This window comes from Amycolatopsis ultiminotia, from assembly GCF_039536925.1.
GTDB classification, from domain to species: Bacteria; Actinomycetota; Actinomycetes; order Mycobacteriales; family Pseudonocardiaceae; genus Amycolatopsis; species Amycolatopsis ultiminotia.
Map to the genome: position 1 here is coordinate 147,734 of NZ_BAAAZN010000010.1, position 22,825 is coordinate 170,558.

At 70.1% G+C, this 22,825-nt stretch carries 13 protein-coding genes; 8 read left to right on the forward strand and 5 right to left on the reverse strand.

The genetic code is table 11. The features are described 5' to 3' along the window. Positions 1-107 precede the first annotated feature (107 nt). The 5 genes from phoU to ABD793_RS23350 form a co-directional block, all read right to left on the reverse strand. Positions 108-779: a phosphate signaling complex protein PhoU gene (phoU, locus tag ABD793_RS23330; protein WP_344863387.1), complete on the reverse strand. Its 672-nt coding sequence runs from the start codon at positions 777-779 to the stop codon at positions 108-110. 83 nt (positions 780-862) lie between these two features. Further along, a complete protein-coding gene (locus ABD793_RS23335; protein WP_344863698.1) occupies positions 863-2,236 on the reverse strand; it encodes an LCP family protein in 1,374 nt (457 codons plus the stop codon). Positions 2,237-5,611: 3,375 nt separating this feature from the next. Continuing rightward, on the reverse strand, positions 5,612-6,277 hold the full coding sequence (locus ABD793_RS23340; RefSeq protein WP_344863389.1) for a GGDEF domain-containing protein: 666 nt from the start codon (positions 6,275-6,277) through the stop codon (positions 5,612-5,614). A 114-nt stretch (positions 6,278-6,391) separates the two neighbouring features. Continuing rightward, a complete protein-coding gene (gene idi / locus ABD793_RS23345; RefSeq protein WP_344863391.1) occupies positions 6,392-6,955 on the reverse strand; it encodes an isopentenyl-diphosphate Delta-isomerase in 564 nt (187 codons plus the stop codon). Between the two features lie 505 nt (positions 6,956-7,460). Further along, positions 7,461-8,294: an alpha/beta fold hydrolase gene (locus ABD793_RS23350; RefSeq protein WP_344863700.1), complete on the reverse strand. Its 834-nt coding sequence runs from the start codon at positions 8,292-8,294 to the stop codon at positions 7,461-7,463. Between the two features lie 338 nt (positions 8,295-8,632). Between ABD793_RS23350 and ABD793_RS23355 the strand changes: the two genes are divergently transcribed. The 8 genes from ABD793_RS23355 to ABD793_RS23390 all read left to right on the forward strand — a co-directional run bounded on the left by ABD793_RS23355 (position 8,633) and on the right by ABD793_RS23390 (position 22,815). After that, positions 8,633-8,971 (forward strand): WXG100 family type VII secretion target, encoded by a 339-nt coding sequence (locus ABD793_RS23355; RefSeq protein ID WP_344863393.1) that lies wholly within the window; start codon positions 8,633-8,635, stop codon positions 8,969-8,971. A gap of 33 nt (positions 8,972-9,004) precedes the next feature. Further along, positions 9,005-9,304 carry a WXG100 family type VII secretion target gene (locus ABD793_RS23360; protein ID WP_344863395.1) on the forward strand — a complete coding sequence of 100 codons (300 nt, stop codon included), beginning with the start codon at positions 9,005-9,007 and terminating at the stop codon, positions 9,302-9,304. A gap of 69 nt (positions 9,305-9,373) precedes the next feature. Beyond that, positions 9,374-9,913 carry a hypothetical protein gene (locus ABD793_RS23365; protein WP_344863397.1) on the forward strand — a complete coding sequence of 180 codons (540 nt, stop codon included), beginning with the start codon at positions 9,374-9,376 and terminating at the stop codon, positions 9,911-9,913. 46 nt (positions 9,914-9,959) lie between these two features. Then, entirely contained in the window at positions 9,960-13,832 is a 3,873-nt protein-coding gene (locus tag ABD793_RS23370; RefSeq protein WP_344863399.1) for a hypothetical protein, read from the forward strand. 13 nt (positions 13,833-13,845) lie between these two features. Next, on the forward strand, positions 13,846-17,859 hold the full coding sequence (eccCa, locus tag ABD793_RS23375; RefSeq protein WP_344863401.1) for a type VII secretion protein EccCa: 4,014 nt from the start codon (positions 13,846-13,848) through the stop codon (positions 17,857-17,859). Positions 17,860-17,875: 16 nt separating this feature from the next. After that, entirely contained in the window at positions 17,876-19,261 is a 1,386-nt protein-coding gene (gene eccD / locus ABD793_RS23380; protein WP_344863403.1) for a type VII secretion integral membrane protein EccD, read from the forward strand. Between the two features lie 22 nt (positions 19,262-19,283). Next, complete coding sequence (locus tag ABD793_RS23385; protein WP_344863405.1) at positions 19,284-19,529, forward strand: type VII secretion protein EccB; 246 nt, start codon at positions 19,284-19,286, stop codon at positions 19,527-19,529. Positions 19,530-19,575: 46 nt separating this feature from the next. Beyond that, entirely contained in the window at positions 19,576-22,815 is a 3,240-nt protein-coding gene (locus tag ABD793_RS23390) for a hypothetical protein (RefSeq protein ID WP_344863407.1), read from the forward strand. Positions 22,816-22,825: the final 10 nt, after the last annotated feature.

Consider the following 22,825-nt stretch of genomic DNA (forward strand, 5'->3'; position numbering starts at 1 on the left):
GTCCACAGAGGCGCCCCCGGTTCCCGGCGGGGCGCCCGTTTCCCTTTCCGGGCACGAAAAAGCCCGCCGCACGTGATTCCGGCGGCGGGCGGGCGGCGGCAGGTGGTTCAGACGGTGAGGTCCTCGTCCGAGCCGTAGCCCGGCATCCGGCCGGTGACCACGAAGATCATCCGCTTCGCCACGGACACCGCGTGGTCGGCGTAGCGCTCGTAGAAGCGGCCGAGCAGGGTGATGTCGACCGCGGCGGCGACACCGTATGCCCAATCGCGGTCCATCAGCACGGTGAACAGATGCCGGTGGATGTCGTCGACCTGGTCGTCGTCGGCTTCGAGGTCCTTTGCCGCGGACACGTCCCTGGTCTGGATGACCTGTTCGGCCTGGCGCGCCAGCTTCACCGCGGCCTGGCCCATCTCGGCGAAGTACGGCTTCACCGACTCCGGCAGCACCGGTTCCGGGTGACGGCGGCGGGCGGCCTTGGCCACGTGCAGTGCGAGATCGCCCATGCGCTCCAGGCTTTCCGCCGCGTGGATGGCGGCGAGCACGGCACGCAGGTCGGTGGCGACCGGGGCCTGCAGTGCCAGCAGTGCGTAGGCCTGTTCCTCGCATTCGGCGCGTGCGTCGTCGACCTTCGCGTCGTCGCTGATCACCTGCTCGGCGAGGCCGAGATCCACCTCGAGCAGTGCCGTGGTCGCCCGCTCCATCGCGTCGGCCACCTGAGCCGACATCGTGGACAGGTTCTGGGCAAGCTGATCGAGCTCGACATGGTAGGCCTCACGCATGCCCTCAGTCTACGGTGTGCGCAGTGCGAAAACCGCATCGCCGGGTGAACCGCACGTGAACCCGGCCTAACGAATCCGGCCGGTCAGCGTGCCGGATCGGATGCCTGCGACGTCTGCGAGGAACCCGTCTGGGAGGCGTTCGTGGACGGCCCGGGAACCGATTTGTCGCCGGGCAGCGGAGTGTTGTCGCGCAGGGCGTCGAACAGGCTCTTCGCATTCGACTCGACCAGTACCTCGTTACCGCGTTTGTTGGGCAACCCGACGGTCGGCACGGTCATGAAGTTGATCTTGCTCGGATCGAGGCCGCGCATCGACTGGGCGAGCGTCATCATCTGCTGCACGCCGAGGTTGTCGCCGAAGGTGGCCTTGGCGAACGCGGTGATGAAGCCGGACAGCTTGCCCGGATCGAGCACCACGTCCGAGGACATCACCTTTTTCAGCAGTGCGCCGATGAATTCCTGCTGCCGTTTGATCCGGCCGTAGTCGGAGGTGGGATCGCCCTTCACGTGCCGGGCCCGCACGTAGCTCAGCGCCTGGTCGCCGGAGATGGTCACGTCGCCGGTTTCCATCAGCACCTTGCCGAGCGTGGTGTCGTCGATCGGCTGTTCATTGTGGACGGTCACGCCGTGCACCGCGTCGACCATTTCCTTGAAGCCGTTGAAGTCGATGCCGACGAAATGGTTGATCCGCAGCCCGGTGATCTTCTGGATCACCTTGGTGACGCACTGCGGTCCGCCGACCCCGAACGCGGTGTTGAGCTTGGCGATCTTCTGCTCCGGCGAGACCTCGTCGGTGGTCGCGGACTTCGCCGGATCCCAGCGGTTGCAGGCCGGCCGGTCGATTTCCAGGTCCCGTGGGAAGGAAACGACCACGACGCGCTTACGGTCGGCGGGCACGTGCGCGACCATGATCGTGTCCGAACGCGCACCCGGGGTGGAGTCCGCGGTGCCGGCGCCTTCCTCCGCGGCCACCCCGTCGCGGCTGTCCGAGCCGACCATCAGGAAGTTCTCGTCGTTGGCCTGCGCGTCGGCGTTCTGGATGTCGGCCGAGTTCTCGTCGAGCGCGGAGACCTCGGTGAACTTGGCGTCGAACCAGTTGACCGCTCCCCATGCGACCCCGGTGCCGAGGAAGACCAGCACGGCGAACACGATCAAGGTGATCCGGCCGATCCGGACGCTGCGCTCGGTGTGCCGCTGCTTCTTCTCCTGCAACCGGGTCTGCTGCGGCTTCTCGACCGGCGCTTTCTCCCCGGTGACCGGGGAGACGACCCGCTGCAGCGCGGTACGCGTCTGCTCCAGCAGTGCGACCGGGCGGGAGGTGAACCGTTCCAGCCGCTCGCGCCGCTTGGCCTCCTCCGCCGCGGCATCGTCGTGCGCCGCGGAGAAACGGGCGAGACTGTGGTCGATCTTGCGCCGGTACTGCGTTGCTTCGTCGATCGCCTCCATCTCATCGGTCATGATGAGACGATCCTGCTCGCGCCGCCCCGTCGCGGGCCGTCGAGGCGCCCGCCGTTTGCCCAGCCCAACCCCGTTGAGCGCGGCGGTGAGCTGGGTCCGCCCGGCGTCCGGTTTGGCGGTGAGCTTGGTGCGTTCCGGGTCGGGAGTCAGCTGGGTGCGCTCGGGGTCCGGCTCGCCGGTGCGGCGGGTGCGTTCGGGGTCCCGCTGGGCAGTGAGCTGGGTGCGTTCGCCATCCGGGCGGGGGGTCAGCCGGGTGTGCTCGGGGCCGTCGGTGCGGCCGGCCAGTTCGGTCGCCTCATCGCCCGGCGCGGGGGTGCGCTCGCCGTTCGGCTTGGCCGCGACCGCCGCCCCGCGCACGCGATCCCGCATGCCGTTGGCCGCGAGCCGGGCACGCTCGAGCTTCCCGCCACGGCCGCGTTCACCGTCGGGCACCGGGTTCCGGCGGTTGCCGTTGGCTGCCGAGGTGAGCTGGGTGCGTTCGGCGTTGGCCGGTGCGCTGTCGGGCTCGGAGTTGGCGTGCTCGGCGACCGGTTCGTCGTTGAGGTTGGTGCGCTCACCGTTGCGCCTTGGCTTGCCCCGCTCGCCGTTGCGTTTGGCGGTGTCCGGCTCGCTGCTGAACGCGGCGTCCGCCGGGACGCGTTCGCCGTCGAACGCAGTGCGCTCGGCTTCGGCCGTTCCCTCGACCGGGGCACGTTCGTTCCCCGGTGCGCCACCCGGCCCCGGCCGGCCCCGCCAGCCATTGGCTCGTCTGCCGTTGGGCAGTCCGTCGCTGGGCGGTCCGTCGTTGGGCGCCAACGCGGCCGAGATCTGGGTGCGCTCCACCTCCGAAACGGCGCCGGGCCGGTTGGGCACCCCGTTCGCCGCCCCGTTGCGACCCGGCTCCGCACCGGTCGCGCCGAACCTTCCGGGGTCCGCGTCCGGGCCGAACTGTCCGGGGCCCGAGTTCGCACCGTCCGGACGGCCGCCACCAGGCACCGCCGGACGTCGCCTGCGTGCTCCCGTGTTCCGCCGTCCCACCGGCGGAACACGCGGCCCCGGCGGCCGTGCCCCGTCCGGAACCCCAGGCTCAAGCACCCCGTCCGGAACGACCGCAGGCTCCCGCTGCCAGCCCCCCGGCCCGTCGGTGACGATCTCTCCACCGCCGCCCCGGCGCGGCCCCGGCGGCACCGCGCCACGGCCCGGCCCCCCGACCGCCCGCGCCGGCACTCCTCCGTCTCCGGGCCACTGGGACCCGGGCCGCGGCGATTCGTCCCCCGGCCGCCGGGGCCCGCGACCCGACGGCGCATCTCCGGGCCGTTGCGGCCGGCGAGCCGGCGGTTCGTCTTCGGGGTACGGCGGCCCCTGATTCGAAGACCCGTCCCCCGGGCGCTGGGACTCGTAACCCGATGACTCGTCTGGCCCGCGAGTCGATGGCCCGTCTTCGGGGTGTTGCGGTCCCGGTCGCCGTGGTTCGTCCTCGAGGCGCTGGGGGCCTGGTCGTTGCGGGTCGTGGGGTGGTCCCGGGAGCGGTGGGCCATCGGCAGGTCGTTGTGCTCGTTGCGGGAGTGCCCCGTCGACGGGGCGGCGAGGTTCGGGAGGCAGTTCGGCGCCGGCCCGTCGACGGCCGCGTGGTGGCAGAGCTGTGCCGGGGCCGGGCCTTCCGGGAACACCGTTCCGTTCGGCGATCGCCTCGTCGGTCCGGTGTACCGCGGTGTCCTCCGGGCCGATCGACCCTTGCCGACCGGGCCGACTGTCTGCCGGGCCGTCGGGACCGGGCCGATCGGATCCGGCGTCAGCCACGCCGTACCGCCCGGCTTCGGCGCCGTTGTGCTCGGGCCGGGCAGCCGCTGGAGCACGTCGACCCGCACCGTCCACCGGCCGACCGGGGGCACCGGCTCCCGACCGCCCCGGCATCGGGCCGGCGGGACCCGGCCGACCGAATGCGGTGCCGTCAGCCTCCGCCCGGCCGGGCGCGCCGTCGGCATGGCCGTGCCGGTTGGGCGGAGTCTCCGCGAGATCTGGCCGGTTGGGCGGGGTGTCGGTGGGGCCTGGCGGGTTTGGCGGGGTGTTGGTGGGGCCTGGCCGGTTGGGCGGGGTGTTGGTGGGGCCTGGCGGGTTTGGCGGGGTGTTGGTGGGGCTTGGCCGGCCGGGCGTGGCGTCGGTGGGGCCTGGCCGGTTGGGCGTGGCATTGGCAGGGCTTGGCCGGTCGGGCGTGACCTCGATGGGGCCGTGTCGGCCGGGTGCAGGGGCACTGGGTCCCGGCCGGACCGGCATGGCGTCAGCGGGGTCCGGCCGGCCGGTCGTGCCGTCGCTGGGGTCCGGGTGGTCAGATGTGCCGTCGGCGGGTCCTGGGTGGCCGGGTGTGGTGTCGCTTGGGACGGCGTGGCCGGGTGTGAGGTCGCTGGGGACGGCGTGGCCGGGTGTGAGGTCGCTGGGACCTCGTCGCCCTCGCGTGGGGGTGCCGGGGCCTCGCTGGCCTGGGGTGGCGTCGGCGGGGTCTGGGGCGCCTGGGGTGGTGTCGGTGTGGCCGGGTGGCGGGCTGCCGTATCGGTTGGCCGGGGCGTCGGCCCCGGGTGGGGTGGCGTCTGGCCTGGGTATCGAGCCGCCCGCCGGGAATGCGGCGGGCGGTGGTTCGGGGTGGGCCCGGCGGGAGTGCGGTGGCTCGGCGTGCCGGGGAATGCGCGGGTCCCGCTGGTGACTGGGCGGTTCGTCCTCCGCGAGGTCTTCCTCGTCCGCGGCTACGTCGGGGGCCACGTGGCGGGCGCCGCCGTTGGTCGCTCGGCGTGCTCCCGAGTCGACGGCGTGCGCGCCCGAATCGGACTGTCCGGGGCCGGCTTCGCCTGCGTGACCGTGGGGTTCCGCGGCATGCGCACCGGGTTCGGCGAGCTGCGAGCTGCGAGCCGGCGGGCTCGGCTCGGCGGTTCGGCCGGCCGGCCTGGCCCGGGTCCCGTCGGCGGATGGGCTCGGCCGTCGGGTGCTCGGTTCCGCGCGGCGGTTGCCGGACTCGCTGCCGAAGGTGGGGCGTTCCCCGGTGTGACGTGCGACGACGTCGGACACGCTGATGCCGCCGTGGGTGTCCATCGAGCGGCGGCGTCCGGAGCGGGGTGCGGAATCGGAGTGGCGACCGGTGCCGGGGGTGGCGCGCTCGTCAGGCACTCGGTCTCCTCTCGCACGTAAGGGCGCCGATCAGGGCGGCTCGCCTTCGAACCCGGTCGCGGGTGACCAGGTCTCCCAGGACACGTCGTACCGGGGGAGCTTTTCGTTATCGTACGGATACCCGCCGTTCGTGACGACACCCTCCCGGGAAATTCTTCACCTTGCGTCTATCCCCGGAGCGCTGAAGCGGACGAACAGGTGAAGATCGGGTTTCGTGAATGAAGTAATTCCCGGTCCGCGTTACTCAGAGTGCGTAATGACCTGGGACGATTCGCGGTCCTGATAGGCGATCTTGTTGCGCCCCGCGCGTTTGGCGGCGTACAGGAGGTCGTCGGCCCGGTGCAGCTGCCGCGAACCGGAGCCGACGCCGTGCGCCAGGCCGACGCTGATTGTCACCTGCAGCCCCGGCTGGAGTTCTGACCAGGGGTGACGGGCGATCCGTGCACGGGCGGCGTCGGCGATCCACACTGCGTTCCGGTGGTTGACGCCGGGCAGGACGAGGGCGAACTCCTCGCCACCGTAACGGGCGCAGAACGCATCCGGCGGCAGCCCCTCTTGGAGGAGGTCGGCGACGCGGCAGAGGACCCGGTCGCCGAGGAGGTGACCGTACGTATCGTTCACCGACTTGAACCGATCCAGGTCGACGAGCGCGACCGCCAATTTCCCGGTGGCCGGGAACCCGGGTAACCGCTGGTCGAGATAGCGCCGGTTGTAACTCGAGGTGAGCGGATCACGCAGGCTGCCGGCTCTGGCGATGTCGAGTGCGGACCGCAGGTGCCGGTAGGCACGGCGCCAGTCGCCCTGCGTGGCGAACAGGTCTGCGATGGACTCGTGCAGCGCCAGCAGATCCGGCGCGGGGGTCCCCGTCGTGAGCTCGTTCTCCGCCGACACACCCACCTCCGCCACCTCAACGTTGTCGTCTGATAGGAGCGGTGGCTTGAGGCATCGGTACGTGCGAAGGCGAATTTCGCTCAAGTGGACGATGGGGTTCCGCCGTTGTCACGCAACGCAGTTTCCCGATCAGAGCCCGGAAAACGGTTTCCGATCCTTGAGCTGGGCGAACTGATCACGGGCCCAGTAACTCACGTCTGTCACCGGATCTTCGAGCAACTGTGTGTAATCGGCCCAGGGAATCCACTGCCAGTCGCCGACCTCCTCGGGGTTCGGCTCCGGCTCGCGCTCGCTCCACGCCGCGAACACCGGGCAGAACTCGTTCTCCACGATCCCCTGAAACGGCGGGGTCCGGTAGCGGTACTTCGGCAGCACGCATTCGAGGTCGTCCAACTGCGGCAGCCCGAGCTCGTACGCCGCCCGCCTGCGGACCGCGTCCTCGAGCGCTTCGCCGGGGGAAGGGTGGCCGCAGACGCTGTTGGTCCAGACGCCCGGCCACACCTTCTTGTGCTGCGCACGTTGCGTGATCAGCAACGCCCGGTCCGACCGGCGCAGGACGTAACAGGAGAACGCGAGGTGCAGTTTCGTCTCGCCGTGATGACTGGCGAGCTTCGGCCCGGTCTCCCCGGTGGGCACGCCGTCCTCGGACACGAAGACGACGCGCTCGGTTTCGGCTTCTGTGCTGGTTTCCACGCCCGACACTGAACACCACGCGCGCACCGCCCGGTACCGCGAGCCGGGTGGCCGCCGCGGGTTTCGCCGGTTTGAGTGGATTGCGCCGGACAGCCGAGCGCACACCCTGGCGAGCGGTGCAGGACCCGGGTGTGCCGGCGCGCGCGGACTCCGCGAAAGCATCGGTCTTGACCGCTGGGGTCCCATGCGCCTTGACGGCGTGGTTCAGTACGCAGAGCGCCACCCGGCGCCCGCGCCGATGTCGGTCCGGCAAAGTCCGCAGTGGACACTGCCATCCCGGATCGTCGCGACCTTCGACTGTCCTCAATGGATACCGCGGCAGCAGGTCCACCACAAACTCGCCCGCGACAACCCGTCCGCGACAATGCGTGCCGGGTAACCCGCCCGCGACAACCCGTCCGCGACAATGCGTGCCGGGTAACCCGCCCGCGACAACCCGTCCGCGACAATGCGTGCCGGGTAACCCGCCCGCGACAACCCGTCCGCGACAATGCGTGCCGGGTAATCACTGGCCGCCGAGGTGTTCCACGATCAGTGACGTGATCGCCTCCGGGGTTTCCTCCACCGCCCAGTGCGATACGTCCTCCAGCATTTCGAAGCGGTACGGTCCGGTGCACCATTGTGCGGTGGCGAAGGCCGCGGTGGAGCCGAATGCGACGTCCTCTGTGGACCAAATGTAGAGAGAAGGCACCGAAATCCGGCCGATTTTCCCGCCTTGGCGGCCTGCTCGGTACCAATTCAGTGCGGCGGTCAGTGCACCCGGTTCGGTCAGTCGTTGCACGTATTCGTCGATTTTGCTCGGTGGGATTCGCCGGTCGAAAATGTCGCGCAAAGCTTTTGCGTTGTCGGCCAGCATGCGGCGTTCGGTGGCCGGCGTTTGCCGCCATTCCGTCAGGTATCCCGAACGCAGGTGCTGGTCCTCGTCGGTGCGCAAGGCCTCCGCGAGCGCGCCCGGATGCGGGGTGGACACCACGGTGAGGCTGCGCAGCCGCTGCGGGTACTCGTCGGCGGTCCACCATGCGACCGCGCCACCCCAGTCGTGGCCAACCAAATCGAACCGGGTCCAGCCCAGCGCATCAGCGATTGCGAGCACATCCGAAACCAGTGACGTGATGCCGTACTCGGCAGGCTGCTGCGGGCGCACGCCGGGTGAGTAGCCGCGCTGATCTGGCGCCACCGCGCGGTAGCCGAGCACGCCGAGCGTGGCCACCTGGTGCTCCCACTCCACGGCGGCCTCGGGAAAGCCGTGCAGGAGCAGCACCGGCCTGCCATCCTCGGGGCCTGCGGCGATCGCGTCGAAGGAACCGGCCTCGGTCGGGATGCTCAACTGGTCGATCACCTGTCGCAGTCTAGGGCGCGGAACCGACAATCCCGGCGATGGCCGGTCGGGCAGGACTTCGCGAACAAAGGGGCAACCGGCCGGGTACGCGGGCGGCAGTAGCGCCATTGTCCAGCGGACACACCCATTTGTCCGGTTTTCTGACCGGTTGCCCCACTGGCCGCAGGCCGGTGTTCAGAAGGGAACAACGCAGCGACAACGCGTGGACCAGGCACTTACCTTAAGCGGTAGTCGCCCCTGCCCTTCGTACCGGCCGAAGCGAAGGTCACGTGCGGGGACACCTGCCGGCTCGGCCGGGCCGAGACGGCAAAACGGAGAACACGACCAGAGGAGAAAGCATGGCTTCGCAGGACGGCGCACGCGTCGATACCAACGTCATGCGCAAGGGTGCGCAGACGATCAGCGACACCGGGCAGAACATCACGGGGGTGAACCAGAAGGTCGACAGCACGATGCAGGCGCTGTTCGGCACCTGGCAGTCCGACTCGGCCGTGGTGTTCAACGAGGCCATGGGTCAGTTCGACCAGACGGTCCGGCGGATCGTGCAGAAGCTGGACCAGCTGTCGCAGAACGTGCAGCAGTCGGCAGCCGAGTACGACAACCGCGACTCGGACAACACCTCGGCCGCCCGCACCAACGCCGCCGTCATCGGTGGCGGCGGTCTCAACGGCTTCTGATCCCCGCCCCGTTTCCCACGAAAGGACAACCCCATGGCTCTGGGTCAGTTCCAGATCAACTTTTCGACGATGCAGGACACCGTCGGCCAGGCGAAGCAGCAGTCGAACCAGATCACCGAACTGCTGGACCAGATGAAGTCCGTTATCGACGGTCAGCGTGAGAACTGGACCGGTGTTGCCGCGGACATGTTCCACGAGACCTACAACTACTGCCACCAGCAGGCACTCACCCTGCCGCAGGGTCTCGACGCGGCGGCGCAGACGCTCGGCAACATCAACGAGGGCACCTCAAGCACCGAGAAGAACAACGCCAACCGGTTCGGTTCGAACTGACGTCGGTCTTCTGTGGTGCGGTGTTCTCGCCGCACCACAGAAGCGGACCTGAAAGGACGGTGAGCAACCGTGCCCGATACCGGAGCATCGCTCGGCACAACGAACAACAACAATGCGGCAACAGACAGCGGTGACTTCCAGAGCCCCGGTGACCAGACCCCGCCGGATGTCGACAACCAGTGGATCCCGCCGGGTGACGTGGGCGACCCGCCGCCGGTTCCGGGTGGTGCCGACCATCCGGGAAAGGGCGTCACCGCGGTCAACACCGAGGCGATGCGCACGTTCGCGAAGAACATGCAGACCCTTGCCGAGGGTCCGCTGAAGGATTTGCCCGGCAAGCTCGACGAGGTGCTGCTCAAGCCCGGGTTCTTCCTGACCGCGCAGAACAAGATCTTCACGCCGATTCTCGGTTCGAACGCACTGCGGGACAGCACCAGGAGCTCGATCCACGACCTGGTCAAGGCCCTCGGCGACGTTTCGGAGGCGGTGACGCAGGCCGCGAAGTCCTACGACAACGCCGATGAATTGAACAAGATGACCGCGGACAAGTACAACGAGTACTTCAACAAGGTCAACGGCGAGATCACCGGCGTGGGGCAGACGAAGTAAGGCATACGGGCGGCGGTTTGTCCCGGCTCGAAGCGATCGAGGAAAGATGGCTGACGACAACTCCCACGGATACACCTCGGACGACACCGGGGTCTGGCCGGACACGACCCAGACCGGCAACCAGAACAGCACTGGTGACCCGTCGAAGGATTTCGATGGATTGTCGTGGAAGCAGATCGAAGCCGCGGTACTGGGCGGGGGTTCCATGGAACCCGGCCAGGACAGCCTGGACAAGGCCTACGGCAACGTCAACTGGCAATCACTGCAGTCCGCTGCCGGGGTGTTCCAGGAGGTCGAACAGAACCTCACCATGATCGCCCAGTCGATCAAGGATCAGACCGCCGCCCTCGCCGGTGACGACGGCCCGTGGAAAGGCACCTCCGCGGGAAACTTCAAGACCATGATGACCACGTTCGCCAACAAGTTCTCCGATCTGGCAGACCGGATCGGGGACGGCGGCGGCGCGAACAACGTGCCGAACAACCTGGTGAACGCCGCGGCTTACCTCCAGTGGGCGCAGGACACGATTCGCTACATCGACCGCTACTACGCCGCGCAGGTCATCGCGCGGGGCAAGCAGCTCGATGACGGGCGTGCCTACATTTCGCAGTACCCGGACGCGGTCGAGATGATGACCAACGACATGCGCAAGGTCGCCGGCCAGCTCTCGCAGAAGTACAACACCGTCCACGTCAACGAAGGCAAGACGACCCCGCCGCCCACACCCGGCCCCGGTGACGGTGGCACCGGCGGTGGCGACGGCCCTGACCTGCCGGATCCGCCCCCGGTCACCGATCCGCCACCGCCCCCGCCGCCGGTCACCCCGCCACCGACCCCGCCGCCGGTCACGCCTCCGCCGGTCACCACTCCGCCGCCGGGTGGGAACAACGGCCCGGGTGGTGATGGCACGCCGCCGCCGGTGAATAATGCGGAGATTCCGCCGCCTCCGGGTGATCAGGGTGGTACTGGTAACGGTACGCCGCCGCCGGTGAATAATGCGGAGATTCCGCCGCCTCCGGGTGATCAGGGTGGTACTGGTAATGGCACGCCGCCGCCGGTGAATAATGCGGAGATTCCGCCGCCTCCGGGTGATCAGGGTGGTACTGGTAATGGCACGCCGCCGCCGGTGAATAATGCGGAGATTCCGCCGCCTCCGGGTGATCAGGGTGGTACTGGTAATGGCACGCCGCCGCCGGTGAATAATGCGGAGATTCCGCCGCCTCCGGGTGATCAGGGCGGTACTGGCAACGGCACGCCGCCGCCGATCTCGCCGCCGCCGATTGCCCCGCCGCCGGGCAGCACCGGCGGTGGTCCCAATGGGATTGGCAACAACAACATCAAGACCCCGCCGCCAGGGGATGCCACCGGCGGCAACAACCTCACCTCGCCGAAGCTCCCGTCGCCTCCCGGCGGCACCGGCAACAACCTCGGCGGCAACAACCTCGGCGGCAACAATGCGGGCAACCTGCAGTCGCCGCAGATCCCGTCACCGCCAGGGGGTTCCGGCCCCGGTGGTGGCCTGACCAACAACGCACTCAACCCGGCGCAGCTGCCGCCTGGGCTGCAGCAGCCGCCCGCGGACCAGGGTCCGGGTGCGAGCGCGCCGCCGATGATGCCGCCGGGTGGTATGGGTGGTGCCGGCGGGATGAATCAGCCGGGTGCGGAGCGGCCGGATTCGTCGGGTCTGCTCGGCAACGTGAAGGAGCCGTGGCTGGACAAGATCCCGAACGGTATCGGCGACCCGAATTCACACGGTGAAACGCCACCTGGAGCAGGCAACAACCCGGGCGGCAGCAGCTTGAAATCGCCGCAGATCCCGTCGCCGCCGGGCGGCGCCGATGGTCTCGGGGACGGCAGCGGCAACGATCTCGGCGGTCCGGGTCCGATCAAGGGCCTCGGTGAGAGCGACCTGCCGAAGTTGCCGGATCCGATTGGTGGCAACCAGAACGGTCAGCAGCAACAGCAGCAGGGTCCGGGTGCGGGTTCGCCGCCGATGATGCCGCCGGGTGGTATGGGTGGTGCCGGTGGGATGAATCAGCCGGGTGCGGAGCGGCCGGACTCGTCGGGCCTGCTCGGCAATGTCAAGGAGCCGTGGCTGGACAAGATCCCGAACGGTATCGGCGACCCGAATTCGCACGGTGAAACGCCGCCACTCGATTCCGCGGAGTGGGCTCCGCCGCCGGGCGACGTCGGTGGCGCCGGCGGCAGCGACTCCCTTGGTGATGGGCCGGGCGGTGTCGGTGGCAGCGAGTCGCCGGGTGATGGGTTCAAGGGCCTCGGTGGGAGTGATTTGCCGAAGTTGCCGGATCCGATTGGTGGCAACCAGAACGGTGAGCAGCAACAGCAGCAGGGTCCGGGCCAGGGCGCGCCGCCTATGGTGCCGCCGGGTGGTATGGGTGGTGCCGGTGGGATGAATCAGCCGGGTGCGGAGCGGCCGGATTCTGCTGGTCTGTTGGGCAACGTCAATGAGCCGTGGGAAGTGCAGGCGCCGGACGGCATCGGCGATCCGAGTTCGCACGGCGCGACGCCGCCGTTGCAATCGGCAGGCTGGGCACCACCACCGGGCGACATTGGCGGCACCAAGTCGCCGGGTGATGGGCCGGGCGGTGTCGGTGGCAGCGAGTCGCCGGGTGATGGGTTCAAGGGCCTCGGTGGGAGTGATTTGCCGAAGTTGCCGGATCCGATTGGTGGCAACCAGAACGGTCAGCAGCAACAGCAGCAGGGTCCGGGCCAGACCGCGCCGCCTATGGTGCCGCCGGGTGGTATGGGTGGTGCCGGTGGGATGAATCAGCCGGGTGCGGAGCGGCCGGATTCTGCTGGTCTGTTGGGCAATGTGAATGAGCCGTGGGCGGTGCAGGCGCCGGACGGTGTCGGTGATCCGAGTGCGTTCGGGGAGACCCCACGGAGCGAGTCGGCTGCCTGGGCAGCTCCGGCGGACAACCAGGCCGACACGCCGGTCGAGCTCCCCGGGGCCATCGGCAACGGTCCGCAGGACCAGCAGACGCCTGGCCAGGGCGCGCCGCCGATGGTGCCGCCGGGTGGTATGGGTGGTGCCGGTGGGATGAATCAGCCGGGTGCGGAGCGGCCGGATTCTGCTGGTCTGTTGGGCAATGTGAATGAGCCGTGGGCGGTGCAGGCGCCGGACGGTGTCGGTGATCCGAGTGCGTTCGAGGAGACCCCGCGCAGTGCAGCCGCTTCGTGGGCCATGCCGCCCGCCGAGGATGCTCCGGTGGAACAAGGCGTGCTTCCGTCGGTCCCGGTCGGTACCTCGCCGGTGGACGGCGAGCCCACCCGGCCCGGCGCCGGCCCGCTGACCGCCGATCCGCAAGCGTGGGTGGGCGAACCCGGCGAGCCGGTGGCGGACCAGGTCCCTGCGAACACCGGATGGGGCACAGCCGGGCAGACGCAGCGGGAGGAGCACGCCGCGCCGCCGGTGACTCCGCACGGCGGCGACGCAGACGACATCGTGCGCATTGCCGTGGTGCAGCCGATCGACGCGGAGGACACCTCCGCGTGGGACGTCGGCACCGCCGAGTTCCTGCCCGGTCTGTTGCCGATCGGCACGCCTGCGCAGGGTGCGGACCGGACCGAGGAGATCAGCACCGATTACGTCGAGCGCAGTGCCGAACCGTGGCGGGCCGAGCAGCCCGAACCGGCCGGTCCGGAGGAGGCCCAGGTCATGGCGACCTACCACCGGCTGCGCGCCGGTCAGGGCCCGCTCATCTCCGACGACCTGCCGATGTGCGGCGACGGACCGGAACCCGACCCCGGACCGTCCGAAGCGGACAGTTCGGCCGCCGGGGACGAGGACGGCGAGGAAGCCGAAGAAGAGGAGCGCACCATGGCCGATCTGCTGCGGCAGGACGATTCGGCCTGGCGCAGCTCGGTGAACCGCAGCTCCTCGGGGGTGCTCGAGTGAGGGTGGTGCGCCGATGAGTACGGAGACGGTGAAGCGGGGCCCGCGTGCGGTGGGCCCCGAGATGCCCCAAGGCCAGGAAGAGCTGCAAGAACCGCCGGTGATGGCGGAACCGGCCGCGCGCGACTTCAACTCGCTGTTGATGATGCTGCCGATGGCCATCGGGTCGCTGGTGATGGTGCTGGCGTTCTCCGGGGTTGCGGGCAGTTCACCGTTCACCTACGTCATCGGCGGCGGCATGGGCGTGTCCATGGTCGCGATGAGCCTCGGACAGCTTTCGCGCGCTTCCGGCGAGCGCAAGCGCAAGATGAAGGCCGAGCGACGGGACTATCTGCGCTACATCACCCAGGTGCGGGAACGGGCCCGCTCGACCGCGGAGGACCAGCGGCGGGCGGTGGCCTGGAACAATCCGTCGCCGGATTCACTGTGGTCGCTCGCGATGGGTTCGCGGTTGTGGGAACGCCGGGTCAGCCACGAGGATTTCGCCAGGGTGCGGATCGGGCTCGGCACCCAGCAGTCGGCGCTGGAGCTGATGCCTCCGGTGACCAAACCGATCGAGGACCTGGAACCGCTGTCGGCGATCTCGCTGCGCCGGTTCACCGAGGCCTACCGGACGTTGTCCGGGATCCCGACCGCGGTCGGACTGCGCAGCTTCACGAGCGTGGAGTTCGACGGTGACCAGGACGCGGCGGTCGCACTGGTGCGGGCGATCCTCGCCCAGCTGGTGACCTTCCACTCGCCGGACGAGCTGCGGCTGGCGGTGCTGACCACGGAAACGGCGCAGTCGCAGTGGGACTGGGTGAAGTGGTTGCCGCACAACAACCACCCGACCCTGCGGGATGCGGCCGGTCCGCTGCGGCTGCTGGCCGCCGACCACGACGAGCTGATGGACATCCTCGGCCCGGACGTGGCCGACCGCGACGACCACGACAAGTCGGTGGGGCCCGCCACGACCGAACCGTTCGTGGTGATCCTGGCGCACCTTGCGACGATCCCGGAGTCTTCGCGGCTGCTCGGCGCGGGACTGCGCAATGTGGTGCTGCTCGACGTGACCGGTGCGCTGCCGGGTGGCCCGAAGGTGCTTCGACTGACCACAAAGGACGGTCTGATCGAGTTCCCGGCCGGCACCGGGGTGGGTTCGGCGACCAGGGACGAGCTGTCGGTGACACAGGCCGAGGGGCTGGCGCGGCTGCTGGCGCCCAAGCGCACGAGCGGCACGCTGGAGATCGCCGATCAGCCGTTGGAGAGCGACTTCGGGCTCACCGCGTTGCTGGGCATCAGGGACGTGCACACCTTCGACATCGCGGCGCAGTGGCGGCCGCGAGCGGTGCAGCGCGCGCGCATGTCGGTGCCGATCGGGGTGACCGAGGACGGCGAGATCGTCGAGCTGGACCTGAAGGAGTCGGCGCAGGGCGGGATGGGTCCGCACGGCATGCTGATCGGCGCGACCGGCTCGGGCAAATCGGAGCTGCTGCGCACGCTGGTGCTCGGGCTGGCCGCCACGCACTCGTCGGAAATCCTGAACTTCGTGCTGGTGGACTTCAAGGGCGGGGCGACCTTCCTCGGCATGGACCGGTTGCCGCACACCTCGGCGATGATCACGAACCTCGCCGACGAACTGCCGTTGGTCGACCGCATGCAGGACTCGCTCAACGGTGAGATGGTGCGCCGTCAGGAGCAGCTGCGCGCGAGTGGTTACCCGTCGTTGTACGAATACGAGAAGGCTCGCGCCGCCGGTGAGCAGCTGGCGCCGATGCCGACGCTGTTCCTGGTGGTGGACGAGTTCTCCGAGCTGTTGAGCGCGAAGCCGGAGTTCATGGAGCTGTTCGTCTCGGTCGGACGGCTGGGCCGCAGCCTCGGCGTGCACCTGCTGCTCGCCTCGCAGCGGCTGGACGAGGGCCGCATCCACCGGGTGGAAGGTCACCTGTCGTACCGGATCGCGCTGCGGACGTTCTCCTCGATGGAGTCCCGCAGCGTGATCGGTGCCGGCAGCGCCTACGAGCTGCCGCCGGAGCCGGGCAACGGGTACCTGAAGATCGACACGACGAACCTGGTGCGGTTCAAGGCCGCCTACGTGTCCGGTCCGGTGCCCGCAGGCGGCGGGGAGAACTCCGCGGTGGAGGCGGCGCGGGCCAGCCGTGAGGTCGTCCCGTTCTTCACCCAGGCCCGGCCGAGCCGATTGATCGTGCGGGACGACGAGCCGGAGACCGAGGAGAAGAAGTCCGATGTGGAGGCGCTCGAGGCGGCCGCCCCCGGCGGGACGACGCTGGCGGACGTGTTCGTCGACCGGTTGACCGGATCCGGCCCGGCGGCACGCCAGGTGTGGCTGCCGCCGCTGGCCGAATCGCCGAGCCTGGATTCGCTGCTGCCGAGCGTGCTGCCGGATCCGGTGCGCGGGATGTCCGTGCAGGACCCGGCGCACTGGGGCAGGCTGCGGGTGCCGATGGGCATGATCGACCGGCCGTTCGAGCAGGTGCGGGAGCTGCTGATGGCCGACCTGTCGTCCGCGGCAGGACACGTGGCCGTGGTGGGCGGCCCGAAGACCGGCAAGTCGACCGTGCTGCGCACGCTGGTGCTGGCGCTCGCGATGACGCACACGCCGCAGGAGGTGCAGTTCTACGGACTGGACTTCGGCGGTGGCGGGATCATGTCGATCAACGGCCTGCCGCACGTCGGCTCGGTCGCCACACGGCTCGAACGGGACCGGGTTGTCCGCACGATCGAGGAGATCTCGCAGGTCATGGAGCACCGCGAGACGGTGTTCTCCGAGCACGGCATCGAATCGATGGACGCCTACCGCGGGCTGCGCAGGGCCGGCCGGATCGAGGACTCGTTCGGCGACGTGTTCCTGGTGGTGGACGGCTGGTACAGCCTGAAGAACGATTACGGCGACCTGGAACAGAAGATCGGCGAACTGGCCTCGCGCGGGCTCTCGTTCGGCGTGCACGTGGTGATCGGTGCCACGCGCTGGTCGGAGATCCGCCCGTACCTGCGGGATCTGCTGCAGACCCGGTTCGAGCTGCGCCTCGGTGATCCGATGGAGTCGGAAATCGGCTCGCGCAAGGCGAAGACGGTACCGAACCAGCCGGGTCGCGGCCTGACCCCGGACGGCCTGCACTTCCTCGCCGGCCTGCCGCGGATGGACGGCAGCGGCAACACCGCCGACCTGGCCGCGGCCACGAAGGCGGTCGCCGAGGAGGTGCACCTGTTCTGGCCGGGTGCCCCGGCGCCTGCGGTACGGCTGCTGCCCGCGACGCTGCCGATGACGCAGCTGCCGCCGCCGGACGGGGACCTGCGGGTCGCACTCGGACAGGACGAGCAGCGGTTGCTGCCGGTGTGGCACGACTTCGCGGCCACCCCGCACCTGCTGACGTTCGGCGACAACGAGACCGGCAAGACCAACCTGCTGCGGCTGGTGTTGCGCTCGGTGCTCGCGCGGTACCAGCCGGCCGAGGCGAAGATCGTGCTGGCCGACCCGAGCCGGATGCTGGACGGTGAGGTGCCGGAGGAATACCGCGTCGGGTACGCGACCACCACCGAGGCGTTGCAGGAACTGGCCCAGCAGGCGAGCGTGTCGCTCACCCCGCGGGTGCCGGACCAGAGCATCACCGCGGACCGGCTCAAGCGCCGCGACTGGTGGACCGGGCCACGGCTGTTCTTCGTGATCGACGACTACCAGCTGCTGACCACCGGTATGGGGACGCCGCTGGAGCCGTTGTTGTCGTTGCTGTCACAGGGTTCCTACATCGGGTTCCACCTGATCATCGGGCGCAGCACCTCGGGTGCGATGCGGGCGCTCAGTGACGCGGTGATCCGCCGGATCTGGGAACTCGGCAGCCCCGGCCTGGTGTTCTCCTATCCCAAGGAGGAGGGCAAGTTCCTCGGCGAGGCGACCCCGCGCAAGCTGCCCGCCGGCCGCGCGCAGCTGGTCACCCGCCGTGGCGTGAAACTCGTGCAGACCGGGTTCGTTCCGCTGGACGCGGACCGGCCCGACGAAGGCCTGTCCCAGCTGGCGGGTGGTTCGCGATGACGGAGAGGGGCGCGCGATGAGCACGCTGACCGGCGAACTGTGCCGGATCACGGTCTACGGGCCACAAGGCAGGGCGGACCTCGCGGTGCCGATGTCGGTGCCGTTGACCAGTCTGCTGCCGGTGCTGCTGCAGCACACCGGTGGCCGTGCGGACCTCGGTGACTCGTGGGTCCTGCAGCGGCTCGGTGAAGAACCGCTGGACGCGGCGGGCACCCCGGAGTCGCTCGACTGGAAGGAGGGCGAGGAATTCCACCTGCGCCCCCGTCAGGACCCGTTGCCGGAACTGGACTTCGACGACATCGCCGACGGTATGGCCACCGCGGTCAGCCGCCAGCCGGGGCGGTGGCGTCCGGAATTCAACCGCGGCCTGTTCCTCGGGTTCGCCATCTTCGCCTTGGTGGTGCTGGCGCAGGTGCTGGTCTACCCGGGCTCGACCGGGTTGTCCGCGATCGGCAGCGGTGTGGTGGCACTCGGGCTGCTGGCGGCGGTCGTGTCCGTCGGCGTGCGCTCCGACGACCGGACGCTGCTGACCCTGCTCGGCCTCGGTGGCTGCGGATTCGCCTTCCTGGCCGGCGCGATCGCGCCGGCCGGTGTCGAGGCGGTGTTCGACCTGCAGGGCGCGCCGTTCCTGACCGGCTGCCTGACCTTCGCGCTCGCCGGTGGCCTGGTGATCGGCGGGCGGGCCGCATGGTCGCCGTCGATCCCGTTCGTGCCCTTCGGCACGGTGGTTGCGGTCGGCGTGGGCGGTGCGCTCGCCATGTGGCTGCACCTCGGCGCCGGGTTCTCCGCGGTGCAGACGGCCGCGCTGGTCTCGGCCGTCCTCATTGGATTCATGGTGTTCGCGCCGCGGGTCGGCATCCGGTTCGCCCGCATCCGTGGTCCGCAGCTGCCACGGTCGGCCGATGAACTGCAGTACGACATCGAGCCTGCGTCCGCGGAGCAGATGGTGCACCAGACCGGGTACGCCGACGGCTACCTCACCATCGCGTGCCTTGCCGCGACGGTGATCTTCACCGGCTGTTTTCCGTTCCTCGTCGACGGTGGACTGTTCCCCGCGATTTTGGCCGGGCTGGTGGCCTCGGCGGTGCTGATGCGCTCGCGGGCGATGCTCGGTGTCTGGCAGCGGGTGCCACTCGCGGTGTCCGGTTCGATCGGGTTCGTGCTGCTGGGGATCTCGCTGATCCAGCCGCTGCCAACACAGTGGCGCGGCGCCTGCGTTGCCGGCCTCGCATTGGTGTTCTTCCTGCTCCTGCTGGCGATGTTGCGGCCGCCGCCGCGGCGGTTGCTGCCGATCTGGGGGCATTTGGCGAACTGGCTGGAGACGTTGAGCGCGGTGGCGGTGATCCCGATCCTGCTGGAACTGTTCGGGGTCTACTCATGGGCCTCCGGGCTGACCGCGTGAGGGAAAGGGAGGTGATCCGGACATGGTGCAAACACAGAAGGACCACGTCGAGGCGTATTCGTTCCTGATCGGGCGGATGACCTCGGCGCTGGTGCTCGGCGATGCGAGTCACCTGGACGTACCGGCGAAGCGGGCCTGGAACGGGCTGTTGATCGGACTGGTGCTGAGCGTGCTGATCGCGATCGGGTTCTTCGTGTACGGGCTGCTCGCACACCGCATGGGCTCGGCGCCGGCTGGTCCGGCCCCGTCCCCCGGCCACACGGTGTGAGCAGCGGAAAGACCCTAGCGAGCTGGCAGGAAGGACGAAGGTGACCATGGAGCTCTCACTGGTTCGCCGCGGCAGTGCGGATTCGCCTGCCCTGGACAAGAAGACGGTGGGCAATGCGCTGGTGGTGCACCTAGCGGAAGGGATGACCGGCGAGGCACAGGCACTTGCGCTTGGCGTCGCGGCCGATGCCGAACACGATCTGGTGGTCGTGGATCTGCCGGTGGATTCGCCGATCTCGATGTGGGAATCGGTGGCAAAGGCGTTGCCACGGCGCCGCCGTGGAGTGCGGTTGGTGATCGGCGGCCGCTCGCGGGAGACGACCGCGCTTGCCGGGCAGTGGCTGGCCGAGCGGATCAACCGCACGGTGCTTGCGCCGGACGGTTCGGTGATCCCGAGTGCCGGTGGTGCGCTGTTCGTCCACTCCGGACGCGGCAGCGGCTGGGTGCGCTTCCAGCCCGGCCGCCCGCCGGCCTGGGAGGCGAAGCGGTTTCCCCGCCCGGCATGGGATTCCGGGATCACCGCCGAGCTGACCTCCACGAGCTCGCGCGGGGTCGCCGAGCCGTTGCCAGGCGGGTTGTGGATCCGCCCGGTCGGCTTCGACGGCCCGCAGCGGCAGCACCGCCGTGCGCTGATCGCGGGCATGCCCGCGCAGCACGACACCATGACGATCGTGCTCGGCTGCCCCGGCTGCCCGCCGCTGACCCTCGACGACGCGGCCCGGCTGTGGGTGCGGCTGCCGGAGAACGTGCGGGCCAAGGCCCGGTTCGTGCAGTACGGCCCGATGTCGTTGCCGGCGGGAAGCACGGTCGGACAGGCGCTGGCCGACCTGCTCGGCAAGCCGGTCGCCTTCTACTCCGGCCTGCCGGTCGGCTCGCCGCACACCCCGACCCTGCAGACCGTGCTGTTCGACGGCAGGCTCGGCTGGCGCCCGTTCGCCGATGAGCTCGGCTACCAGCCACGCGAGTCGGCCGCAGCCGCGACGCCGCTGCCGGAACTGCTGGCACACCACGCCCCGATCGACGGTCTCGACGAGCTCGCCCCCGCGGTCTACTGGTACGCACCGGACGCGGTGATCGAGGTCGTGCAGTCGGGTCTGCTGGTGCGCCCGCCACAGGACGGTCCGGACACCGCCGCGGTCCGCGGCGTGACCCTCGACGCCGCGGTGCACAACCTCACCTTCGACGCTCCGGACCAGGCCTCGGCACCGCGGATGCGGATGCTGGCCGAGGACCTGCTCGGCCGCCTGGACGAGTACACCCGCCGGATGAGCCGGGTGCTGCCCGCCGCCGCACTGCTTGCCGAGCGGGCCCGTCCGCAGATCACGACCAGGGCACTGGCCGAGATCGAGCCGGCCCCCGCTGCGCCCGGTGCCGCCTCGGGCGGGGCTGCTCCGTCCGCACCCGGCGAGGCCGCCGCAGTACTGACCGGACCGTCCGACGGCGGCACCCCGGCGGAGCCCTACCGCCCGGCGACCCCGGTGCCCGGCTACCAGCCCGCCGCACCGGCCGCACTGGGCATCGCCACCCCGGCCGAGATCCCCGGCGCGGTCGCGACTCCGGCGGAGGCCCCCGGCGCGGTCACCACTCCGGCGGAGGTGCCCAGTGCGGTTGCCACTGCCGCGGAAGCGCCCGGCGCGTCGGCGGCTACTGCTGCGGAAGCACCCGGCGCGGCCAGCGCCGGTCACCCCGGCCCGGCCGGGCCGCCCGGCACCGCTCGTCCGGCTGACACTCCCGGCGGCACACCCCCGGCTGCCGGTCCCGGCCCCGTCGCTCCGCCCGAGGTCCCCGGCGGCCCGACATCGACCACCGGCCATCCCGGTCCGGCACCGGTCGCCGGCCACCCCGGCAGCCCGACGTCGGCTACCGGCCACCCCGGCAGCCCGACGTCGGCTACCGGCCACCCTGGAAGTCCGGCACCGACCATCGGCCACCTTGGCGGTCCAGCACCGACCACTGACCACCCCGGCGGCTCGGCACCGACCACTGCCCACCTCGACGGTCCGGCAGCGGTAACTGGCCACCGTGGCGGTCCGACGTCGACTACCGGCCATCCCGGCGGTCCGGCACCGGCCACCGGCCGCCCCGGCGGTCCGGCACCGGTGGCCGGTCACTCCGATGGTCCGAAACCGGCCACCGGCACCGGACCGGAGTCGACGCTCACCCAGCGGCTGGACCCGGGCCTCGCCGTGCCACCTGCCCCGACCTCGGTCAACGTCCCGATCACCATCACCTCCGCGCGCCCGCCCACGGTCGCCGGTCCGGCGACCCCGGCCGGCCCGCCCACGGTTGCCGGTCCGCCGGCAGCCGCCGGTCCGGCCACCTCCGCCGGTGCGTCCACGGCGACCGGTCCAGCCGAAGCCGTCGGTCCTCCTCCGACCCGCACCGCACCCGCGGCACCGGATGCCGGTGCGGCACCGGAGCCCGCCGCGGCTCCGCAGCCCGAGGCGAAAACCCCGGTGGTGAAGGCCTCGGCAGCGCTGCTCTTCCAGCCGACCCCCAGTGCGGAGGCGACCGCTCTGCTACCGAAACGCGGGGTGAACAAGGAACGCGAGTGGCTGCGCAAGTCGCTCGGCGCCGAGTACGGCCTGATGTCCAACACGGCGGCGCGGATCCTGTCCGAGCACCCGGGTTTCCAAGGGGTGCTCTCGACGTCGTCGGAGGAGGTGCTGACCGACGCGGTGGCCGTGCAGTTGTACCTGTCGGTCAAGGGTGCGGCCATCGACGGCGGTCTTCGCCGCGGAGTGAACGGGCCGCACGTGCCGATCGCGCGTTGCGTGGTGGCCGGGTTGAGCCGGTTGCCCTCGCATCGCGGGCCGTCGACTTTCGCCGCTGCGCTGCCGTCCTCGGCGTGGCCGCTGCTGGAAGCGCAGAAGGTGCTGACCGAATGGGGTTTCCTGAACACCCTGACCCAGCCGGCGTCCGTGGTGGCGGATGAGACGGACGTGCTGGTGTGGTCCATCACCGGCCGCCGCACGAAGCTGCTGGAACCGGTCGATGCCGGCGTGGCGAACCGGGTGCTGTTCGTACCGGGCACGAGTTTCAAGGTGCTGGAAGCACGCAAGCCGGACGGTGCCGCCCGTGGCGTGGTGCTGTTGCGGGAGCTGACCGCGAGCGAGATCGACGAGCACGGCCGGGTGGCGACCGACCGGGTGTCGCTCGACGAACTGGCCATGACGTCACTGCGGCGCACGCTCGAAACCTGGGCGGAAGCGGGCGAGGATCTGGCCAGGACTGTGGTGGACGAGCAGGCCGCGGAGCGTTTCGGTGCGCTCCCCGGCCTGGTGTGAGGGTGGAGAG